General features: G+C 72.0%; 16 protein-coding genes. 3 read left to right on the plus strand and 13 right to left on the minus strand.

Annotation, left to right across the window (positions count from 1 at the left end; all coding sequences use genetic code 11):
- Positions 1–291: 291 nt before the first annotated feature.
- The 13 genes from HDA43_RS04545 to pyrR form a co-directional block, all read right to left on the minus strand.
- Complete coding sequence (locus HDA43_RS04545; RefSeq protein ID WP_179818448.1) at positions 292–660, minus strand: hypothetical protein; 369 nt, start codon at positions 658–660, stop codon at positions 292–294.
- A 92-nt stretch (positions 661–752) separates the two neighbouring features.
- Positions 753–2081: a bifunctional phosphopantothenoylcysteine decarboxylase/phosphopantothenate--cysteine ligase CoaBC gene (gene coaBC, locus HDA43_RS04550; protein WP_246423907.1), complete on the minus strand. Its 1329-nt coding sequence runs from the start codon at positions 2079–2081 to the stop codon at positions 753–755.
- Positions 2082–2089: 8 nt separating this feature from the next.
- Positions 2090–2356, minus strand: coding sequence for a DNA-directed RNA polymerase subunit omega (rpoZ, locus tag HDA43_RS04555; RefSeq protein WP_179818449.1), 267 nt, complete (start codon positions 2354–2356; stop codon positions 2090–2092).
- A gap of 12 nt (positions 2357–2368) precedes the next feature.
- Positions 2369–2941, minus strand: a complete 573-nt coding sequence (gene gmk / locus HDA43_RS04560) for a guanylate kinase (RefSeq protein WP_179822772.1) — start codon at positions 2939–2941, stop codon at positions 2369–2371.
- Between the two features lie 197 nt (positions 2942–3138).
- A complete protein-coding gene (mihF, locus tag HDA43_RS04565; protein ID WP_012889515.1) occupies positions 3139–3462 on the minus strand; it encodes an integration host factor, actinobacterial type in 324 nt (107 codons plus the stop codon).
- Positions 3463–3648: 186 nt separating this feature from the next.
- A complete protein-coding gene (gene pyrF / locus HDA43_RS04570) occupies positions 3649–4362 on the minus strand; it encodes an orotidine-5'-phosphate decarboxylase (RefSeq protein ID WP_179818450.1) in 714 nt (237 codons plus the stop codon).
- Positions 4359–5333, minus strand: coding sequence for a dihydroorotate dehydrogenase (locus HDA43_RS04575; protein ID WP_179818451.1), 975 nt, complete (start codon positions 5331–5333; stop codon positions 4359–4361). The genes pyrF and HDA43_RS04575 overlap by 4 nt, the downstream gene beginning before the upstream one ends.
- Positions 5323–6174 carry a dihydroorotate dehydrogenase electron transfer subunit gene (locus tag HDA43_RS04580; RefSeq protein WP_179818452.1) on the minus strand — a complete coding sequence of 284 codons (852 nt, stop codon included), beginning with the start codon at positions 6172–6174 and terminating at the stop codon, positions 5323–5325. The genes HDA43_RS04575 and HDA43_RS04580 overlap by 11 nt, the downstream gene beginning before the upstream one ends.
- A gap of 191 nt (positions 6175–6365) precedes the next feature.
- A complete protein-coding gene (carB, locus tag HDA43_RS04585) occupies positions 6366–9674 on the minus strand; it encodes a carbamoyl-phosphate synthase large subunit (RefSeq protein ID WP_179818455.1) in 3309 nt (1102 codons plus the stop codon).
- Complete coding sequence (carA, locus tag HDA43_RS04590; protein ID WP_312873000.1) at positions 9667–10938, minus strand: glutamine-hydrolyzing carbamoyl-phosphate synthase small subunit; 1272 nt, start codon at positions 10936–10938, stop codon at positions 9667–9669. Before carA ends, carB begins: the two co-directional genes overlap by 8 nt.
- A 248-nt stretch (positions 10939–11186) precedes the next feature.
- A complete protein-coding gene (locus HDA43_RS04595) occupies positions 11187–12491 on the minus strand; it encodes a dihydroorotase (protein ID WP_179818456.1) in 1305 nt (434 codons plus the stop codon).
- Positions 12488–13423, minus strand: a complete 936-nt coding sequence (locus HDA43_RS04600; RefSeq protein WP_179818457.1) for an aspartate carbamoyltransferase catalytic subunit — start codon at positions 13421–13423, stop codon at positions 12488–12490. Before HDA43_RS04600 ends, HDA43_RS04595 begins: the two co-directional genes overlap by 4 nt.
- The gene (gene pyrR / locus HDA43_RS04605; RefSeq protein ID WP_179818459.1) at positions 13420–13986 is read right to left on the minus strand and encodes a bifunctional pyr operon transcriptional regulator/uracil phosphoribosyltransferase PyrR; all 567 of its coding nucleotides are present in this window, start codon (positions 13984–13986) and stop codon (positions 13420–13422) included. Before pyrR ends, HDA43_RS04600 begins: the two co-directional genes overlap by 4 nt.
- A 357-nt stretch (positions 13987–14343) precedes the next feature.
- On the opposite strand from pyrR, the gene HDA43_RS04610 reads away from it, so the two are divergent.
- The 3 genes from HDA43_RS04610 to argF all read left to right on the plus strand — a co-directional run bounded on the left by HDA43_RS04610 (position 14344) and on the right by argF (position 18176).
- Positions 14344–15768, plus strand: coding sequence for an amino acid permease (locus HDA43_RS04610; RefSeq protein WP_179818461.1), 1425 nt, complete (start codon positions 14344–14346; stop codon positions 15766–15768).
- A 94-nt stretch (positions 15769–15862) separates the two neighbouring features.
- The gene (locus HDA43_RS04615) at positions 15863–17107 is read left to right on the plus strand and encodes an arginine deiminase (RefSeq protein WP_179822775.1); all 1245 of its coding nucleotides are present in this window, start codon (positions 15863–15865) and stop codon (positions 17105–17107) included.
- 64 nt (positions 17108–17171) lie between these two features.
- Positions 17172–18176 carry an ornithine carbamoyltransferase gene (argF, locus tag HDA43_RS04620; RefSeq protein ID WP_179818463.1) on the plus strand — a complete coding sequence of 335 codons (1005 nt, stop codon included), beginning with the start codon at positions 17172–17174 and terminating at the stop codon, positions 18174–18176.

The following is an 18176-nucleotide window of genomic DNA, read 5'->3' on the forward strand; positions in this document are numbered from 1 at the left end:
CGCCAGTAGCGCTTCGCCGAAGTCTAGCCCCACCTGTGACGGCGCCGCGAAACCATCACGTTCGTATCATCTCGTGTCGGGCCCGGCTCAGCACCTCGTATCGTGCCTCGCGGGCTCATGGCGACGCTGCGCGTCGCGGCTCGGGGGCTCAAGCCCGGCGCCTTCCCTCGTCACTCCGTCGCTCCGCTCCTCCGCTCCTCAGTCCAGACACCGGCGCCCCCTCACAGGCTCATGGCGACGCTGCGCGTCGCGGCTCGGGGGCTCAAGCCCGGCGCCTTCCCTCGCGGCGGGTCAGAGGTCGGGGAGCGGGTCCGGGGGCAGCGTCTCGGGGGCGAAGACCTCGGCGTCCGCGGCGGCGACCACCGCCGCGTACTCCTCCTCGATCTCGAAGACCATGTCGCCCAGCGCGATGGCCGCGCCCACCGAGAACTCGACCGGCCCCAGGCGGGTACGGCGCGCGTGCGTGGCGTACACCGAGGTCGGCATGTTCTGGTCGAAGAACCGGGTGGACAGCACGAAGATCGACCGGCTGGAGACCACGATCAGGAACGTGGCCATCCCCGGAGAGCCCACCGACAGGGCGGGCAGGACGTAGCGGATGTCCTCACCGGGGGGCAGCAGGGCGCGGCACCGGGCCCGGACGGCGGCGGACACCGGCATGGTCGACTCCTCCCCGCCGGACGCGTTCCACGACCTTCCGGACGCAGTATCCGCCGGGAGGGCGGCCCCGGCAAGCACCGGCTGGCGGCCGGTCAGGCCAGGCGTTCGGCGACGAGGTCCCAGACCACGTCGGCGAGGTCCTCCTTGGGGCCGCGGGGCACCTCCGCCCGCTCCCCGTCCGCGCCCAGCACCACGGCCGCGTTGTCCGGGGTGCCGAAGGCCAGGCCCGCGCCCACCTGGTTGACGACGAGCAGGTCGCAGCCCTTGCGGGCGAGCTTGGCCTGGCCGTTGGCCAGGACGTCGTCGGTCTCGGCGGCGAAGCCCACGATGACCCGCGGGTACGGCTTGAGCCCCTCGCGGCGGCGCTCCCCCAGCTCGGCGAGGATGTCGGGGTTCTCGACCAGGTGGACCGGCTCGGGCCCGGCCGAGGTCTTCTTGATCTTCGAGTCGTGTGGCGCGACGGGCCGGAAGTCGGCCACGGCGGCGGCCATGACGACCGCGTCGGCGTTCTCCAGCGCCGCCAGGACGGCCTCGCGCAGCTCCAGGGCCGACTCCACCCGGACCACCGTCGCCCCGGCCGGGTCGGGCAGCGAGACGTTGGCGGCCACCAGGGTGACCTCCGCCCCGCGGGCGACGGCCGTGCGGGCCAGGGCGTACCCCTGCAGGCCCGAGGAGCGGTTGCCGATGAAGCGGACCGGGTCGATGGCCTCGCGGGTGCCGCCGGCGGAGATCACCAGGCGGCGGCCGGCCAGGTCGGCGCCGCGCCCGCGCAGCGCCCGGCGGCAGACCTCGAAGATCTCGCGGGGGTCGGGCAGCCGGCCGCGGCCGGTGTCGGCGCCGGTCAGGCGGCCCACGGCGGGGTCGATGACGATCGCGCCGCGCTCGCGGAGCGTGGCGACGTTGGCCCTGGTCGCCGGGTGCTCCCACATCTCGGTGTGCATCGCGGGGGCGAACACCACCGGGCACCGCGCGGTGAGCAGGGTGTTGGTCAGCAGGTCGCCGGCCAGCCCGTGGGCGGCGCGGGCGAGCACGTCGGCGGTGGCGGGCGCCACCACCACCAGGTCGGCGCCCTGGCCGATCCGGACGTGCGGGACCTCGTGCACCGAGTCCCAGACGTCGGTGGCGACCGGGTTGCCGGACAGCGCGGCCCAGGTGGGCTCGCCGACGAATTTCAGGGCCTCGCGGGTCGGGACGACCCGGACGTCGTGGCCGGACTCGGTGAACAGGCGCAGCAGCTCGCACGCCTTGTAGGCGGCGATGCCCGCGCTGACGCCGAGGACGACGGAGGGGCGGGGCGGCCGGCCCTCCGCGCGCGCCGCGGCGTCCGCGGGGGCGCCGGGCCGGTCGCCGGCCGGATCGCCGATCGGGCCGTCGTCCGGCGCGGCCGGGCGGCCCGCCGTCACGCCCTCGCCAGACGTCATCGGTGCGACTAGCCCTCGATCGGCTCGGCGGTGAGCAGGCCCTCGCTGACCTCGCGCAGCGCGATGGACAGCGGCTTCTCCTGCGCGTGGGTCTCGACCAGCGGGCCGACGTACTCGAGCAGGCCCTCGCCGAGCTGCGAGTAGTAGGCGTTGATCTGCCGCGCCCGCTTCGAGCCGAAGATCACGAGGCTGTACTTGCTGTCGACGATGTCCAGCAGCGCGTCGATCGACGGGTTGGTGATGCCTTCGGAATAGGAGGAGGCGTTGGTAGCCACGTGTGATTTCCCCTAGCTAGGTGAACGGCCGGGGCGCGAGGCCTCGGGAGCATCAGCCATCAAGGCTATCAGCCGGTGGCATACATCCTGGACGGACGTGTTGACAAGGGTCAGGTCGAATTCGCGCTCGGCCGCCATCTCGACGCGGCCGGCCGCGAGGCGCCGCTCGATGACGTCCTCGGGCTCGGTGCCCCTGCCTCGCAGGCGCTTCTCCAGCTCCTCCCAGGTCGGGGGGGCCAGGAAGACCAGGAGGGCCTCGGGCATGGTCGCGCGCACCTGCCGCGCGCCCTGCAGGTCGATCTCCAGTACGGCGGGCACCCCGGCTGCGAGCTTCTCCAGCACCGGGCCGCGCGGCGTGCCGTACCGGTTGCCGGCGAACTCGGCCCACTCCAGCAGTTCGCCGGAGGCGACGAGGCGGTCGAACTCCTCGTCGTCGGCGAAGAAGTACTCCACGCCGTGGGTCTCGCCCGGACGGGGCTTCCTGGTGGTCACCGAGACCGACAGCCACACCTCGGGGTGTGCCCGCCGGAGCTCGGCGACGACCGTGGACTTGCCGACGCCCGACGGCCCCGAGAGGACCGTCAGGCGCCTGCCGGCCGGGCCGGGGAGGACTCGCGCCCGCTCCCGGCCCGCGGCCGAGGAGGTGGAGCCGCCGGACCCGCTTTCAGCGGCTTTCCCCGAGGCAGGGCTTCCGCCCTGCCGCGTCGTTCCGGACACTCCAGACCCCCCGTGATTACATTTCCCGCCGAAGCGGGACGAACATGGTCGTACTTGAACCGAGACTAGCTCTCGGCTCCGCCGAACTCACGCTCGAGTGAAGCCCGCTGGTTGGCACCCAGGCCCCGCACGCGGCGGGACTCGGCGATGCCGAGCCGCTCCATGAGCTGCTTGGCGCGGACCTTGCCCACGCCGGGGAGCGACTCCAGAAGGGCCGAGACCTTCATCTTGCCGATGACGTCGTCAGCCTGCCCGTCTTTGAGCACCTCAGCCAGAGAGATGGCGCCGTGCTTGAGACGGTTCTTAACCTCGGCACGCTCTCGGCGGGCCTTGGCAGCCTTCTCTAGGGCTGCGGCGCGCTGCTCAGGGGTAAGGGGAGGAAGAGCCACGCCGGGTCACCTCGAATTTCCTGTCGATGTACTCGGACGGGAAGGGAAACTAGCTGGTCATGACGTTTCAAGCAACGTCAAGGCCAGTTTCTCCCCTTAGAAAATCTACTTTGTCGCCCTGCGTGATGAGATTGTGACTCGGTGTCGATGAAAGTACGGTCTACGGGGCGTTTTCAGCGACGAAGATCACACTCGCCGATCGCCCGCCGCGGCGCTCCGCCGGAGGGCCGCGGCGATGCCCGCGGCCGCCGCGCCGGGGTCGGCCGAACCGGTGATCGGGCGGCCGATCACGAGCAGGTCCGCCCCGTCGGCGAACGCCTGCTCCGGCGTGGCCACCCGCGCCTGGTCCTGGCTTCCGGAGCCCGCGGGGCGCACCCCGGGGGTGATCAGGGTGATGTCCGGCCCCACCTCCCCGCGCACCGCGGCGACCTCCTGCGGCGAGCAGACGAGCGCCTGGGCCCCCGCCCCGACGGCCATGGCCGCCAGGCGGCGCACCGCGTCGCCGGGCGGGCCGGCGAGGCCGATCCGCTCCAGGTCGGCCTCCGACAGCGACGTGAGCACCGTCACGGCCGCGATCCTCGTGTCCGGAAGGGCCTGTACGGCCTCTGAGATCATCGCGGGGCCGCCCGCGGCGTGGACGGTCAGGATGGCGGGCCTGAGCCGTCCTACGGCCCTTGCAGCGCCGGCGACGGTGTTGGGGATGTCGTGCAGCTTCAGGTCGAGGAAGATGTCGACACCGCTCGCCCCGCGCACCGAGGCGATCACCTCGGGGCCGTAGCGGAGGTAGAGCTCCAGTCCGACCTTGATCGTGCTGACGTGGGGCGTCACCAGGCTCGCCCAGCGGGCCGCGGTCTCCAGGTCGGGCGCGTCCAGGGCTACGGCGATGGGTGCGGGCCTCACAGGGAACTCTCCTCCAGGTCTGTACGGTGCCGGGTCGACGCGCCCGGCGGGCGGTGGGCCAGCCCGACGGCGTCGGCGAGCCGGTTGAACCCCCGGGCCGCCAGCAGCTCCTCCAGCTCGCGCAGGATCCGCATGCAGGCGTAGGGGTCGTGGAACAGGGCGGTGCCCACGGCGACGACGCAGGCGCCCGCCAGGATGAGCTCGAAGGCGTCCCGGCCGGTCAGCACGCCGCCCATGCCGATGATGGGCACGCTGGGCAGCGCGGCGTGCACCTGCCACACGCAGCGTACGGCCAGCGGCCGCACGGCGGGGCCGGACAGCCCCCCGGTGACCGCGGCGAGCGCGGGCCGCATGGTCTCGGTGTCGATGCTCATGCCGAGCGGGTTGTTGATCATCGAGAGGGCGTCGGCGCCGCCGTCCACGCACGCGCGGGCGACGCTGACGATGTCCGGCACGTCCGGGGAGAGCTTGGCCAGCACGGGCACGTCGTAGCGCATCACCGAGCGCACCGAGGCGATCACCTCAGCCGAGGCGGCGCCGTCGCGGGCGAAGACCCGGCCGCGGTCCTCGATGTTGGGGCACGACAGGTTGACCTCCACGGCGGTCACCCCGGGCGCGTCGGTGAGCCTGCGGGCCAGGGCGGTGTACTCGGCCACGGTGCCCCCGCCGATGGAGACCACCGTCCGGACGCTCCGCTGGGCCAGCCAGGGCAGCTCGCGCTCCAGGAAGGCGTCCACGCCCGGCCCCTGGAGCCCGACGGCGTTCAGCATGCCCGAGGGCGTCTCGGCCATCCGGGGCGTCGGACGGCCCGCCCTGGGGGCCATCGTGATCGACCGCGTGGTGAGCGCGCCGATGCGGCCCAGGTCGAAGAACTGCGCCAGCTCGGCGCCCGACGCGGCGCACCCGGCGGCCGTGGTGATCGGGTTGACCAGCTCCACGTGTCCCAGGTACGTGCGCATGTCAACCGGCATGCCGCGATCCCCCACCGGGCGCTCCCAGCGCGTCGAACGGGATCGTTCCGACGTCGTCGAACCGGACGCGCTCGCCCCGGAAGACCGGGCCCTCGACGCACGAGCGGACCATCCGGGTGACGCCGTCGTCCCCGATGACCGGCAGCACGCACGTCATGCACACGCCGATCCCGCACGCCATCCGCTCCTCCACGGCCACCTGGACCGGGATGTCGAACTCGACCGCCACGGCGGTGACGCCGCGCAGCATCGCCATCGGGCCGCACGCGTAGACCGCGTCGGCCCGCACGTCGGCGATCACCCCGGGCAGCACGTCGGTGACCTTGCCGCGCATCCCCACCGAGCCGTCCTCGGTGGTCAGCGTGGTGGTCTCCCCCATCCGGCGGGCGCGCAGCGCGCCGAACACCCGGTCGGCGGAGGCCGCGCCGAGCACGAAGTCGACCCGGCAGCCGCGCCGCTGGAGCGCGTCGGCCAGCGGGAACAGCGCGGCCGAGCCGTGCTCCCCGCCGGCCAGGACGCAGCCCACCGGGTCGCGGGGCAGCGGGAAGGGACGGCCGAGCGGGCCGACCAGGTCGAGCGTGTCGCGGGCCCGGCGCTCGGCCAGCCACTCGGTGCCCGGGCCGCGCACAGTGAAGACGAACTCCACGGTGCCGCCGTAGTCGGGCTTGACGTCGTGGACGAAGAAGACGCGGCGGGTCAGCGACGACGTCCGCGCGCCGCCGACCGCCACCGCCACGAAGTGACCGGGCCGGAAACGCTCGGCGATGCCGGGCGCCACCACGGTCAGCGCATGGTAAGCGTCGACCCGGCGCGTCGTCAGCACCGTGCCGGTCACCTGCACCGGAGTAACAGGCGTCTTCCTCACCTCCGCCTGGGGCGTCGCCCCGCAGATCCGCCGTGCCCGTGGTCCCCTTCGCTCGCCCCCTGTCTCCGCCCTTCCCGGTCATCCCCGCGTTCGGCGGCGCCTACGGCCGCGTCCGGCTCCTCGCTCGCTTCGCGGACGGCTCGTTCTTCACCGGCCGCTCCGCTCGCTCATCCCCGCATCCGCTGGGCGTGCTCCTGGAGGGACCGTACCCCCACGTCGCCGCGGACGATCGCCTGGATGCCCTGCACGGCGGCGGCCAGACCCTGGACGGTCGTGATGCACGGGATGCCCCGCAGCACGGCCGCGGTACGGATCTCGTAGCCGTCCAGCCGCGGCCCGGACTGGCCGGGGCTGCCGAAGGGCGTGTTCACGATGAGGTCCACCTCGCCGTCCAGGATCCGCCGGCCGATGGTCGGTTCACCGTCGGGGCCCGGCCCGTCACTCTGCTTGCGCACGATCTTGGCATGGACGCCGTTGCGGCGCAGCACTTCGGCGGTACCCTCGCTGGCCAGGATCTCGAAGCCGAGATCGGCGAGCGCCTTCACCGGGAAGATCATGGCGCGCTTGTCCCGGTTCGCCACCGATACGAACGCCCGTCCCTTGACCGGCAGCGAGCCGTAGGCGGCGGCCTGCGACTTGGCGAAGGCGATGCCGAAGAACTCGTCGATGCCCATCACCTCGCCGGTGGAGCGCATCTCCGGGCCCAGCACCGTGTCCACCGCGTCGTTCATGCTGCGGATGAACCGGTTGAACGGCAGCACCGCCTCCTTGACCGCGATGGGCGCGTCCAGCGGCAGGGTGCCGCCGTCGCCCTCGGCCGGGAGCATGCCCTCGGCGCGCAGCTCGGCGATCCGCGCCCCCATCATCACCCGGGCCGCCGCCTTGGCCAGCGGCGCCGCGGTGGCCTTGGAGACGAACGGCACCGTACGGCTGGCGCGCGGGTTGGCCTCCAGCACGTACAGGATGTTCGCCGACATGGCGTACTGCACGTTGATCAGGCCGCGCACGCCCACGCCGCGGGCGATGGCCTCGGTGGCCGCGCGGATGCGCTTGATGTCGTGGCTGCCCAGCGTCATCGGCGGCAGCGAGCACGCCGAGTCGCCGGAGTGGATGCCGGCCTCCTCGATGTGCTCCATGACGCCGCCGAGGTAGAGCTCCTCGCCGTCGAACAGGGCGTCCACGTCGATCTCGACGGCCTCGTCGAGGAACTTGTCCACCAGCACCGGGTGGTCGCTGGCGGCCCCGGCCCGGGACATGTAGGTGACCAGCGTCTCGTCGTCGTAGACGATGGCCATGCCGGCGCCGCCGAGGACGTAGGAGGGCCGCACCAGCACCGGGTAGCCGATCTCGGCGGCGATCTCCAGGGCCTCCTGCTCGCCGGTCGCGGTGCCGTGCCGGGGCGCGGGCAGGCCCGCCTCGGCCAGGACCCGGCCGAACGCGCCGCGCTCCTCGGCCAGGTGGATCGACTCCGGCGAGGTGCCGACGATCGGGACTCCGGCGTCCTTGAGCGCCTGCGCCAGGCCCAGCGGGGTCTGGCCGCCGAGCTGGACGATGACGCCCGCGACCGTGCCGCTCTGCTGCTCGGCGTGGACGACCTCCAGGACGTCCTCCAGGGTGAGCGGCTCGAAGTAGAGCCGGTCGGAGGTGTCGTAGTCGGTGGAGACCGTCTCGGGGTTGCAGTTGACCATGACGGTCTCGTAGCCGGCCCTCGACAGCTCGAAGGAGGCGTGCACGCACGCGTAGTCGAACTCGATGCCCTGGCCGATGCGGTTGGGCCCGGAGCCGAGGATGATGACCTTGGGCCGCTCGCCCGGCGGGACCTCGGTCTCCTCGTCGTAGGTGGAGTACAGGTAGGGCGTCCGCGCGGCGAACTCGGCGGCGCAGGTGTCCACCGTGTTGTAGACCGGCCGCACGCCGAGCGCGTGGCGCAGGTCGCGCACCCGCTCCTCGGTCATGTCGCACAGCTCGGCGATCTGCGCGTCGCTGAAGCCGTGCCGCTTGGCCAGGGTCAGCGCCTCCGCGTCGAGCCGCGGGGTCCGGCGCAGCTCGGCGGCGACCTCCTCGATCGCGAAGAGCTGGTCGAGGAACCACGGGTCCACCGAGGTGGCCTCGAACAGCTCCTCGGGCGTCGCCCCGGCCCGGATGGCCTGCTGCATGGTGCGCAGGCGGCCGTCGTGGGGGTCGCGGCAGGCGGCGAGCAGCGCGCCCTTGTCGCCCGGCTCCCCGGCCCAGGTGAAGACCGCGTCCTTCTTCTCCAGGGAGCGCAGCGCCTTCTGCAGGGCCTCGGGGAAGGACCGGCCGATGGCCATGGCCTCGCCGACCGACTTCATGTGGGTCGTCAGCGTCGCGTCGGCCCCGGGGAACTTGTCGAAGGCGAAGCGGGGGACCTTGACCACGATGTAGTCGAGCGAGGGCTCGAACGACGCCGGGGTCTCCCGGGTGATGTCGTTGGGGATCTCGTCCAGGGTGTAGCCGATGGCGAGCTTGGCCGCGATCTTGGCGATCGGGAAGCCGGTGGCCTTCGAGGCCAGCGCGCTGGAGCGGGAGACCCGGGGGTTCATCTCGATGACGACCATGCGGCCGGTGCGCGGGTCGACCGCGAACTGGATGTTGCAGCCGCCGGTGTCCACGCCGACCTCGCGGATGACCGCGATGGCGACGTCGCGCATGTTCTGGTACTCGCGGTCGGTCAGGGTCAGCGCGGGGGCCACGGTGACGCTGTCGCCGGTGTGCACGCCCATCGGGTCGAGATTCTCGATGGAGCAGACGATGACGACGTTGTCGGCCCTGTCGCGCATCACCTCCAGCTCGTACTCCTTCCAGCCGAGGATGGACTCCTCCAGGAGCACCTCGCTGGTCGGGGAGGCGTCGAGGCCGGCCCCGGCGATGCGGCGCAGGCCGTCCTCGTCGTGGGCGAATCCGGAGCCGACGCCGCCCATGGTGAAGGAGGGGCGCACCACCAGCGGGTAGCCCAGCTCCGCCGCGCCGGCCAGGCACTCGTCCATGGTGTGGCAGACGACCGAGCGGGCCGACTCGGCGTTCAGGCCCCGCTCGGCGGCGACCTTGGCGACGATGGCCTTGAACATCTCGCGGTTCTCGCCCGCCTGGATGGCGTCCACGTCGGCGCCGATCAGCTCGACGCCGTACTCCTTGAGCACCCCGGCCTCGTGCAGCGCGATCGCGGTGTTCAGCGCGGTCTGGCCGCCGAGGGTGGGCAGCAGGGCGTCCGGCCGCTCCTTGGCGATGATCTTCTCGACGATCTCCGGGGTGATCGGCTCGACGTAGGTGGCGTCGGCGAACTCCGGGTCCGTCATGATCGTGGCCGGGTTGCTGTTGACGAGGATGACGCGGAAGCCCTCGGCTCGCAGCACGCGGCACGCCTGGGTGCCGGAGTAGTCGAACTCGCAGGCCTGGCCGATCACGATCGGCCCGGAGCCGATCACCATGACCGACCGGATGTCCGTGCGCTTAGGCATCCTTACCACCCTTCGTGTTCATGGTCGCGTTCGCCTGCTCCGCGTTCACGGTCGCGCTCGGCTTCTCGCTCGCCTGCTCCGCGTTCACGGTCGCGCTCGGCTCCTCACTCGCTGCGCGGCCGGCTCCTTCGTCGCCGCCCACTCCGCTCGCTCGTCCCCTCGCCTGCTCCATCAGGTCGCAGAACCGGTCGAACAGCCCCGCGGAGTCGTGCGGGCCGGCCGCCGCCTCGGGGTGGTACTGGACGCTGAAGGCCGGCCGGTCGACGAGCCGCAGCCCCTCGACGCAGTCGTCGTTGAGGTTGACGTGGGTGACCTCCGCCGGGCCGTACGGCGTGTCGAACGGCCCGTCCAGCGGCGCCCGTACGGCGAAGCCGTGGTTGTGCGCGGAGATCTCCACCTTGCCGGTGCTCCGGTCCTGGACCGGCTGGTTGACGCCGCGGTGGCCGTAGCGCAGCTTGTAGGTGCCGAGGCCCAGGGCCCGGCCGAAGATCTGGTTGCCGAAGCAGATGCCGAAGAACGGCCGGCCCGCGGCGAGGACGCCGCGCAGCGCCTCGACGGCGCCGTCGGCGGTGGCCGGGTCGCCGGGGCCGTTGGAGAAGAACACGCCGTCGGGGTCGACGGCGAGGATGTCCTCGGCGGTGCTGGAGGCCGGCAGGACGTGCACCTCGCAGCCGCGCTCGGCCATCCGGTGGGGGGTCATCGCCTTGATCCCGAGGTCCACGGCCGCCACGGTGAAGCGCTTGGCGCCGATCGCCGGCACCACGTACGGCTCGGCGGTGGAGACCTCCTCCGCCAGGTCGGCGCCCTCCATGCCGGGGCTGCGCCGGACCCGCTCCACCAGCTCCTCGACGGGGGCGAGGGCGTCGCCGGAGAAGATCCCGGCGCGCATGGCCCCGCGCTCGCGCAGGTGGCGGGTGAGGGCCCGGGTGCCGGAGATGGCGATGCCGACGACGCCCTGCTCCCGGAGGTAGTCGTCGAGGGAGCGGCGGGCGCGCCAGCTGGAGGTGACGCGGGCGGGCTCGCGGACGACGTAGCCGGCGACCCAGACCCGCGAGGACTCGGGGTCCTCGTCGTTGACGCCGGTGTTGCCGATGTGCGGCGCGGTCATCGCGACGATCTGGCGGTGGTACGAGGGGTCGGTGAGCGTCTCCTGGTAGCCGGTCATCCCGGTGTTGAAGACCATCTCGCCGAAGGTCTCTCCCTCGGCGCCGTAGGGCGCCCCTTGGAAGACGCGGCCGTCTTCCAGCACTAGCACTGCGGTCACTCGAAAACCCCGATCATATCGGTCACTGCTCCGCAAAGTATGAAATATCAGGCATGGTGGTGGAGGGTGCCTCCACGATGTGAGACGCGCCGTTCCGCCCGGCTCCGTCCGCCCGTTCCCCGGGCACGGGCCGGCGGCCAAGCGTCCACGCGTCTCCCCCGGCGCTCCGCGCCCTCCGCGGGCCGGGGCCGGGCGGCCCCGCCGCCCACCGCGCGGGGTGAACCGTACGGCGGGCGGCGGGCCGGGCGTCAGACGAGCTTGCCGTCCAGGACGGTCGGTCTGCCGCGCAGGAGGGTGGCCACGACCCGGCCGGGCAGGGTCCTGCCCTCGTACGGCGTGTTGCGGCTGCGCGAGGCGAAGGCCGAGGGGTCCACCCCGGCGCGCGCCGAGGCGTCGTAGAGCGTGATGTTGGCCGGGGCGCCCGCCTCGACGGGGCGGCCGTGACCGGCCAGGCGGCCGATCCTGGCCGGGGCGTACGACATGCGCTCGGCGACACCCGACCAGTCAAGCAGGCCGGTCTCCACCATGGCCTCGTGAACCACCGACAGCGCCGTCTCCAGCCCGATCATGCCCATCGCCGCGGCGGACCACTCGGTCTCCTTGTCCTCGACCGGGTGCGGGGCGTGGTCGGTGGCGACGCAGTCGATCGTTCCGTCGGCCAGCGCGAGGCGCAGCGCCTCGACGTCGGCGCGGGTGCGCAGCGGCGGGTTGACCTTGTAGATCGGGTTGTAGGCGCCGACCGGGGAGTCCTCGACGAGGTCGTCGGTCAGCAGCAGGTGGTGCGGGGTCACCTCGGCGGTGACGTCCCAGCCCTTGGACTTGGCCCACCGGATGATCTCCACTGAGCCGGCGGTGGAGACGTGGCAGACGTGCAGCCGGGAGCCGACGTGCGCGGCCAGCAGGCAGTCGCGGGCGATGATCGCCTCCTCGGCGACCGCGGGCCAGCCGGTCAGGCCGAGCCTGCCGGAGACCGCGCCCTCGTTCATCTGCGCGCCGGCGGTCAGCCGCGGCTCCTGGGCGTGCTGGGCGATCACTCCGTCGAACGCCTTGACGTACTCCAGGGCGCGGCGCATGAGCACCGCGTCGGAGACGCATTTGCCGTCGTCGGAGAAGACCCGTACCTGCGCCGCGGAGTCGGCCATCGCGCCGAGCTCGGCGAGCCGCTCGCCCTCCAGGCCGACGGTGACGGCGCCGACCGGGCGCACGTCGCAGTGGCCGGCCTCCTGGCCCAGGCGCCAGACCTGCTCGACGACGCCGGCGGTGTCGGCGACCGGGTCGGTGTTGGCCATGGCGTGCACGGCGGTGTAGCCGCCCAGTGCGGCGGCGCGGGTGCCGGTCTCGACGGTCTCGGCGTCCTCCCTGCCCGGCTCGCGCAGGTGGGTGTGCAGGTCGACGAGGCCGGGCAGGGCGATGAGGCCCCGGGCGTCGATCGTCTCGTCGCCGGTCAGCCCCTGGCCGACCTCCTCGACGATCCCGCCGCGGATGAGGATGTCGGCCGGCTCTCCGCCGAGGATCCTCGCTCCCCTGACGACGGTGCTTCGCTGCTCGCTCACTGTCGGATCTCCCCCCCGAGGTCGGCGCCGCCCAGCAGCAGGTACAGGACGGCCATGCGCGTGGTCACCCCGTTGGCGACCTGCTCGACGATCGTCGAGCGCGGTGAGTCGGCCACCTCGGCCGCGATCTCCATGCCCCGGTTCATCGGGCCGGGGTGCATCACGATGGCGTCGTCGTGCATCCTGGCGACGCGGTCGCGGTCGAGGCCGTAGCGGCGGCTGTACTCCCGCTCGGTGGGGAAGAACGCGGCGTTCATCCGCTCGCGCTGGACGCGCAGCATCATCACCACGTCCGACTTGGGCAGCATGGCGTCGAGGTCGTAGGAGACCTCGCAGGGCCAGGAGCCGACGTTCACCGGCAGCAGGGTCGGCGGGGCGACCAGGGTCACCTCGGCGCCGAGCGTGCTCAGCAGCAGCACGTTGGAGCGGGCCACCCGGCTGTGCAGCACGTCGCCGACGATGGTGACCTTCCTGCCGTCCAGCGGGCCCAGGCGGCGGCGCATGGTGAAGGCGTCGAGCAGCGCCTGGGTGGGGTGCTCGTGGGTGCCGTCGCCGGCGTTGACGACGCTGCCGCGGACCCAGCCGGCCAGGCGGTGCGGCGCGCCGGAGGCACTGTGCCGGATGACGACGGCGTCGGCGCCCATCGCCTCCAGGGTCAGCGCGGTGTCCTTGAGCGACTCGCCCTTGGAGACGCTGGAGCCCTTGGCCGAGAAGTTGATCACGTCGGCCGACAGGCGCTTGGCCGCCGCCTCGAAGGAGATGCGGGTCCGGGTGGAGTCCTCGAAGAAGAGGTTCACCACGGTACGGCCGCGCAGCGTCGGCAGCTTCTTGATCGAGCGGTCCGAGATCTTGGCCAGCTCGTCGGCGGTGTCGAGGATGAGCAGGGCGTCGTCGCGGCTCAGGTCGGCCGCGGAGATGAGGTGGCGCTTCACCGTGTCTCCCCCTTCAGCAGCAGGACGGCGTCGCGGCCGTCGTTCTCCTCCAGGTAGACCTTGACGATCTCGGACTTGGAGGTGGGGAGGTTCTTGCCCACGTAGTCGGCGCGGATGGGCAGCTCGCGGTGGCCGCGGTCGACCAGGGCGGCGAGCTGCACGGCCTGCGGGCGGCCCAGGTCGTTGAGCGCGTCGAGCGCGGAGCGGACCGTGCGGCCGGAGAAGAGGACGTCGTCGACGAGGACGACGACCTTGCCGTCGATGCCGTCGGCGGGCAGTTCGGTGCGGCCGAGGGCCCTGGCCGGGCGCAGCCGCAGGTCGTCGCGGTACATCGTGATGTCGAGCGATCCGACCGGCACCGGGCGGCCCTCGAAGCGCCCGATGTGGCCGGCCAGGCGGTGGGCCAGGTGGACGCCCCGGGTGGGGATGCCGAGGAGGACGATGTCCTCGGCGCCCTTGGTGCGTTCGAGGATCTCGTGGGAGATGCGGATCAGGGCGCGGTTGATGTCGGGTCCCTCGAGGACCGCGCGCGCGTCCTGGGCATGCGAAACGGCGTCAGCCAAAAGAACACCACCTTTCCCGCCTCACGGGACGGGTCTTAAAGGGAGTTGACGGCTTCACGGTAGCAGGCGCGCCGCGATGCCTCCCAACCAGCCCCTCCGCACCCCCAACAGTGCTATACCGGTATATAGATCATTTAAAGCCACATTAATCACCATAAGTATCATCAGGCGATAAATCCCCCAGCGGTTCCCGCGTTCCCGGGCACGGCCGGGAACCGGCCCGCGGCGTACCCCTCCTACACCGAATCCTCTTTATAGGCATAAATGGCGTTTCGCCCGTTACATCCCCGGGGACCCCTTCCTTGCCGCCGGCGAACTCCGAGGACAGAGGCGACATGTGCGCGGGGGGCGCGAGAGATGGAGCGATCGTCCGAGGGCCGTCCGCCGGGCGCGGCGGCCGGGCCCGCACCCGGCGACGGTGAGGCGGGGGCCTCCGGCGCCGGGCGCGGCACGCTCGGCCTCCCCGCGGCCGTCTCCCTGGTCGTCGGCAACATCGTGGGCACCGGCGTGTTCCTGCTGCCGGCCGCGCTCGCCGCCTACGGCACCGTCAGCATCCTGGCGATGGCCCTGGTGTCGGTCGGCGCCATCGCCCTGGCCATGGTGTTCGGCAGGCTCGGCGCGCGGGTGCCCGCGGACGGCGGGCCGTACGCCTATGCCAAGGACGCCTTCGGCGAGTTCCCCGGCTTCTGGAACGCCTGGTCGTTCTGGCTCACCGCCTGGATCGGCAACGCCGCGATCGCCGTCGTCTGGGTCAACTACGCCGACTACTTCCTGGGCTGGGACTCCCCCACCGCGCAGACCCTGCTCGCGCTCGCCGCCCTGTGGATCCCCGCGATGGTCAACCTGAGCGGTGTGCGCAACATCGGCACCTTCGCCGTGGTCACCACGGTCCTGAAGTTCATCCCGCTGGTCTTCGTCGCCGTCGCCGGGCTGTTCTTCGTCCGCGCCGCCAACTTCGGCTCCTTCAACGCCACCGGCGGCGGCTGGCTCGCCGCCCTGTCCACCGCGGGCGCGCTCGCCCTGTTCATCTACTCCGGCGTCGAGAGCGTCACCATCGTGGCCGAGCGGATCAGGAACCCGGCCCGCAACGTCGGCCGGGCCAGCGTCTACGGCGTGCTGATCTGCACCGCGATGTACCTGCTCAGCACCATCGCCATCTTCGGGATCATCCCGCAGCGGGCGCTCACCCACTCCAGGGCGCCGTTCGCCGACGCGATCAACACCATGTTCGGTGGCGGCGTCGGGGGCGGCGTCATGGCGGCCTGCGCCGTCGTCTCCGGGATCGGCGCGATCAACGGCTGGACCATGCTGGTGGCCGAGATGCCCATGGCCGCGGCCAGGGACGGGTTGTTCCCCCGCGCCTTCGCCCGGGAGTCGCGGCGCGGCTCCCCGTGGTTCGGCGTCGTCGTGGGCACCGCCCTGACCTCCCTGGTCGTGGTCTACAACTACTTCGGCACCACCAGGGGCTTCGAGAAGATCCTGCTGATCGGCACCTTCACCACCGTCGTCCCCTACTTCTTCTCCGCCGCGGCCCAGCTCTTCTGGCTGGTCACCGGGGCGCGCCGGGTCAGCGGGGCCCGCCTGGGCCGCGACCTGGCCGTCGCCGTCACGGCGCTGCTGTTCGGCTTCTGGATGCTGTACGGCGCCGGCCAGGAGGCCGCCTTCATCGGCTTCCTGATGATGCTCGTGGGTATCCCCGTCTACATCTGGACGAAGGCGAAACGCGGGGAGTACGGCGCCCGTGAGACGGCGCCCGCCCCGCCGTCCGGGCGGCCCGGATGACGACCGCCGGGGAAAACCCGGAAAACCGGGAAGACCACGGAGAACCGGGCCGAAACGCACCCGGGAGCATCGAGGAACACGGAGGATGAAAGAGATGACCTTCCACGTCGACTCCGAGGTGGGCAGGCTCCGCCGGGTCCTGCTGGACCGGCCCGAACTGGCCCTGCGCCGTCTCACCCCCTCCAACAAGGAGGACTTCCTCTTCGACGAGGTGCTGTGGGTGGAGCGCGCGATGGAGGAGCACCGGGAGTTCGAGCACATCCTGCGCGAGCGGGGCGTCACCGTGCACCTGCTGGCCGACCTGCTGCGCGAGACCATCGAGATCCCCGAGGCGCGCAAGTACATCCTCGACAACATCATCGACGAGCGCTACTTCGGGCCGATGGCCGTCGACGCGCTGCGCAACGCGCTCGACTCGATGGAGGCGGCCGACCTGCAGCGCTACCTCGTCGGCGGCATCACCAAGCGCGAGCTGGTGGAGCGGGGCACCGATCCCAAGAGCCTGGCGTTCCACACGCGCGACGCCGACGGGTTCGTCCTGCCGCCGCTGCCCAACCACCTGTTCACCCGCGACACCTCCTGCTGGATCTACGGCGGCGTGTCGATCAACGCCATGCGCAGGAAGGCCCGCCAGCGCGAGACCGTCAACTACCAGGCGGTCTACCGCTACCACCCGATGTTCGCCCCCGGCTACGACCGGCCGGGCGAGGACGGCTACGACGTCTGGATGCCCGGCATGTCCGCGGCGCCCGCCACCATCGAGGGCGGCGACGTCCTGGTCATCGGCCGGGGGGCGGTCCTGGTCGGGATGAGCGAGCGCACCAGGCCGGAGGCGGTGGAGATGCTCGCGCGCAGCCTGTTCGCGCGGGGCGGGGCCGAGCGGATCGTCGCGCTGCACCTGCCGAAGGCCAGGGCGTTCATGCACCTGGACACCGTCATGACGAACGTGGACGTCGGGGTGTTCACCAAGTTCGCCGGTCTCGGCATGCTGCCCTCCTACACGGTCGAGCCCGGCGACACCGAGAAGGAGCTCAAGATCACCGACCACGCCCCCGAGGACATGCACCGGGCCATCGCCCGCGCCATCGGGCTGGACGACATCGAGATCCTCACCCCCACGCAGGACGTCTACGCGGCCGAGCGGGAGCAGTGGGACGACGGCTGCAACATGCTGGCCGTCGAGCCGGGCGTGGTCATCGGCTACGAGCGCAACACCACCACCAACGAGCACCTGAGGGCCAACGGCATCGAGGTGATCACGACCCCGGGCGGCGAACTCGGCCGGGGCCGGGGAGGTCCGCGCTGCATGAGCTGCCCCCTCGAACGCGACGGCATCTGAGGTTCCCGGCGGCCGCCCCGACGCCGCGGCGGGGACGGCGGAGGGACAGGAGAGACGGGACGACATGGCACTCAACCTGCGCAACCGCAGCTTCCTCAAGGAGCTCGACTTCACCCCTGAGGAGCTGGCCTTCCTGGTCCGGCTGTCGGCCGATCTCAAGGCCGCCAAGTACGCCGGCACCGAGACGCCCCGCCTGCGGGGCAGGAACATCGCGCTGATCTTCGAGAAGACCTCCACCCGGACCCGGTGCGCGTTCGAGGTCGCCGCGCACGACCAGGGCGCCCACGCCACCTACCTCGACCCCGCCGGCACGCAGATGGGCCACAAGGAGTCGGTCAGGGACACCGCCCGGGTGCTGGGCAGGATGTTCGACGGCATCGAGTACCGCGGCAGCAGGCAGGCCGACGTCGAGGAGCTCGCCGCCTTCTCCGGCGTGCCGGTCTGGAACGGCCTCACCGACGAGTGGCACCCCACGCAGATGATCGCCGACATGCTCACCATGCGCGAGCACGGCGACCGGCCGCTGCGCGGGCTCTCCTTCGCCTACCTCGGCGACGCCCGCAACAACATGGGCCACTCGCTGCTGGTCACCGGCGCGATGTTCGGCATGGACACGCGGATCGTGGCGCCCCGGGCGCTGTGGCCGGACGCCGAGACGGTCGTCCGGCCCGCCGAGGAGATCGCCGGGCGGACCGGCGCCCGGCTCACCGTCACCGAGGACGTGGCGGAGGGCGTGCGGGGCGTGGACTTCCTCTACACCGACGTGTGGGTGTCCATGGGCGAGCCCGAGGAGGTCTGGGACGAGCGCATCGCGCTGCTCATGCCGTACCAGGTGAACGCGGAGACGGTGCGGGCCACGGGGAACCCCCGGGTGCGGTTCATGCACTGCCTGCCGGCCTTCCACGACCGCGAGACCCGCGTCGGCGCGGAGCTGTACGCCAGGACCGGCCACGAGGCCCTGGAGGTCACCGACGAGGTCTTCGAGTCGCCCCGGTCGATCGTCTTCGACCAGGCGGAGAACCGTCTGCACACCATCAAGGCCATCATGGTGGCCACCCTGGGAGGCTGA

Origin of the sequence: Streptosporangium sandarakinum, from assembly GCF_013409935.1 — a bacterium.
GTDB lineage: Bacteria > Actinomycetota > Actinomycetes > Streptosporangiales > Streptosporangiaceae > Streptosporangium > Streptosporangium nondiastaticum.

Bases quoted from the DNA above. Each gene is read 5' to 3' on its own strand.
- HDA43_RS04545 (WP_179818448.1), bottom strand. From the start codon at position 660: ATGCCGGTGTCCGCCGCCGTCCGGGCCCGGTGCCGCGCCCTGCTGCCC.
- coaBC (WP_246423907.1), bottom strand. From the start codon at position 2,081: ATGACGTCTGGCGAGGGCGTGACGGCGGGCCGCCCGGCCGCGCCGGAC.
- HDA43_RS04575 (WP_179818451.1), bottom strand. From the start codon at position 5,333: ATGCCGGTTGACATGCGCACGTACCTGGGACACGTGGAGCTGGTCAAC.
- carB (WP_179818455.1), bottom strand. From the start codon at position 9,674: ATGCCTAAGCGCACGGACATCCGGTCGGTCATGGTGATCGGCTCCGGG.
- HDA43_RS04610 (WP_179818461.1), top strand. From the start codon at position 14,344: ATGGAGCGATCGTCCGAGGGCCGTCCGCCGGGCGCGGCGGCCGGGCCC.
- HDA43_RS04615 (WP_179822775.1), top strand. From the start codon at position 15,863: ATGACCTTCCACGTCGACTCCGAGGTGGGCAGGCTCCGCCGGGTCCTG.
- argF (WP_179818463.1), top strand. From the start codon at position 17,172: ATGGCACTCAACCTGCGCAACCGCAGCTTCCTCAAGGAGCTCGACTTC.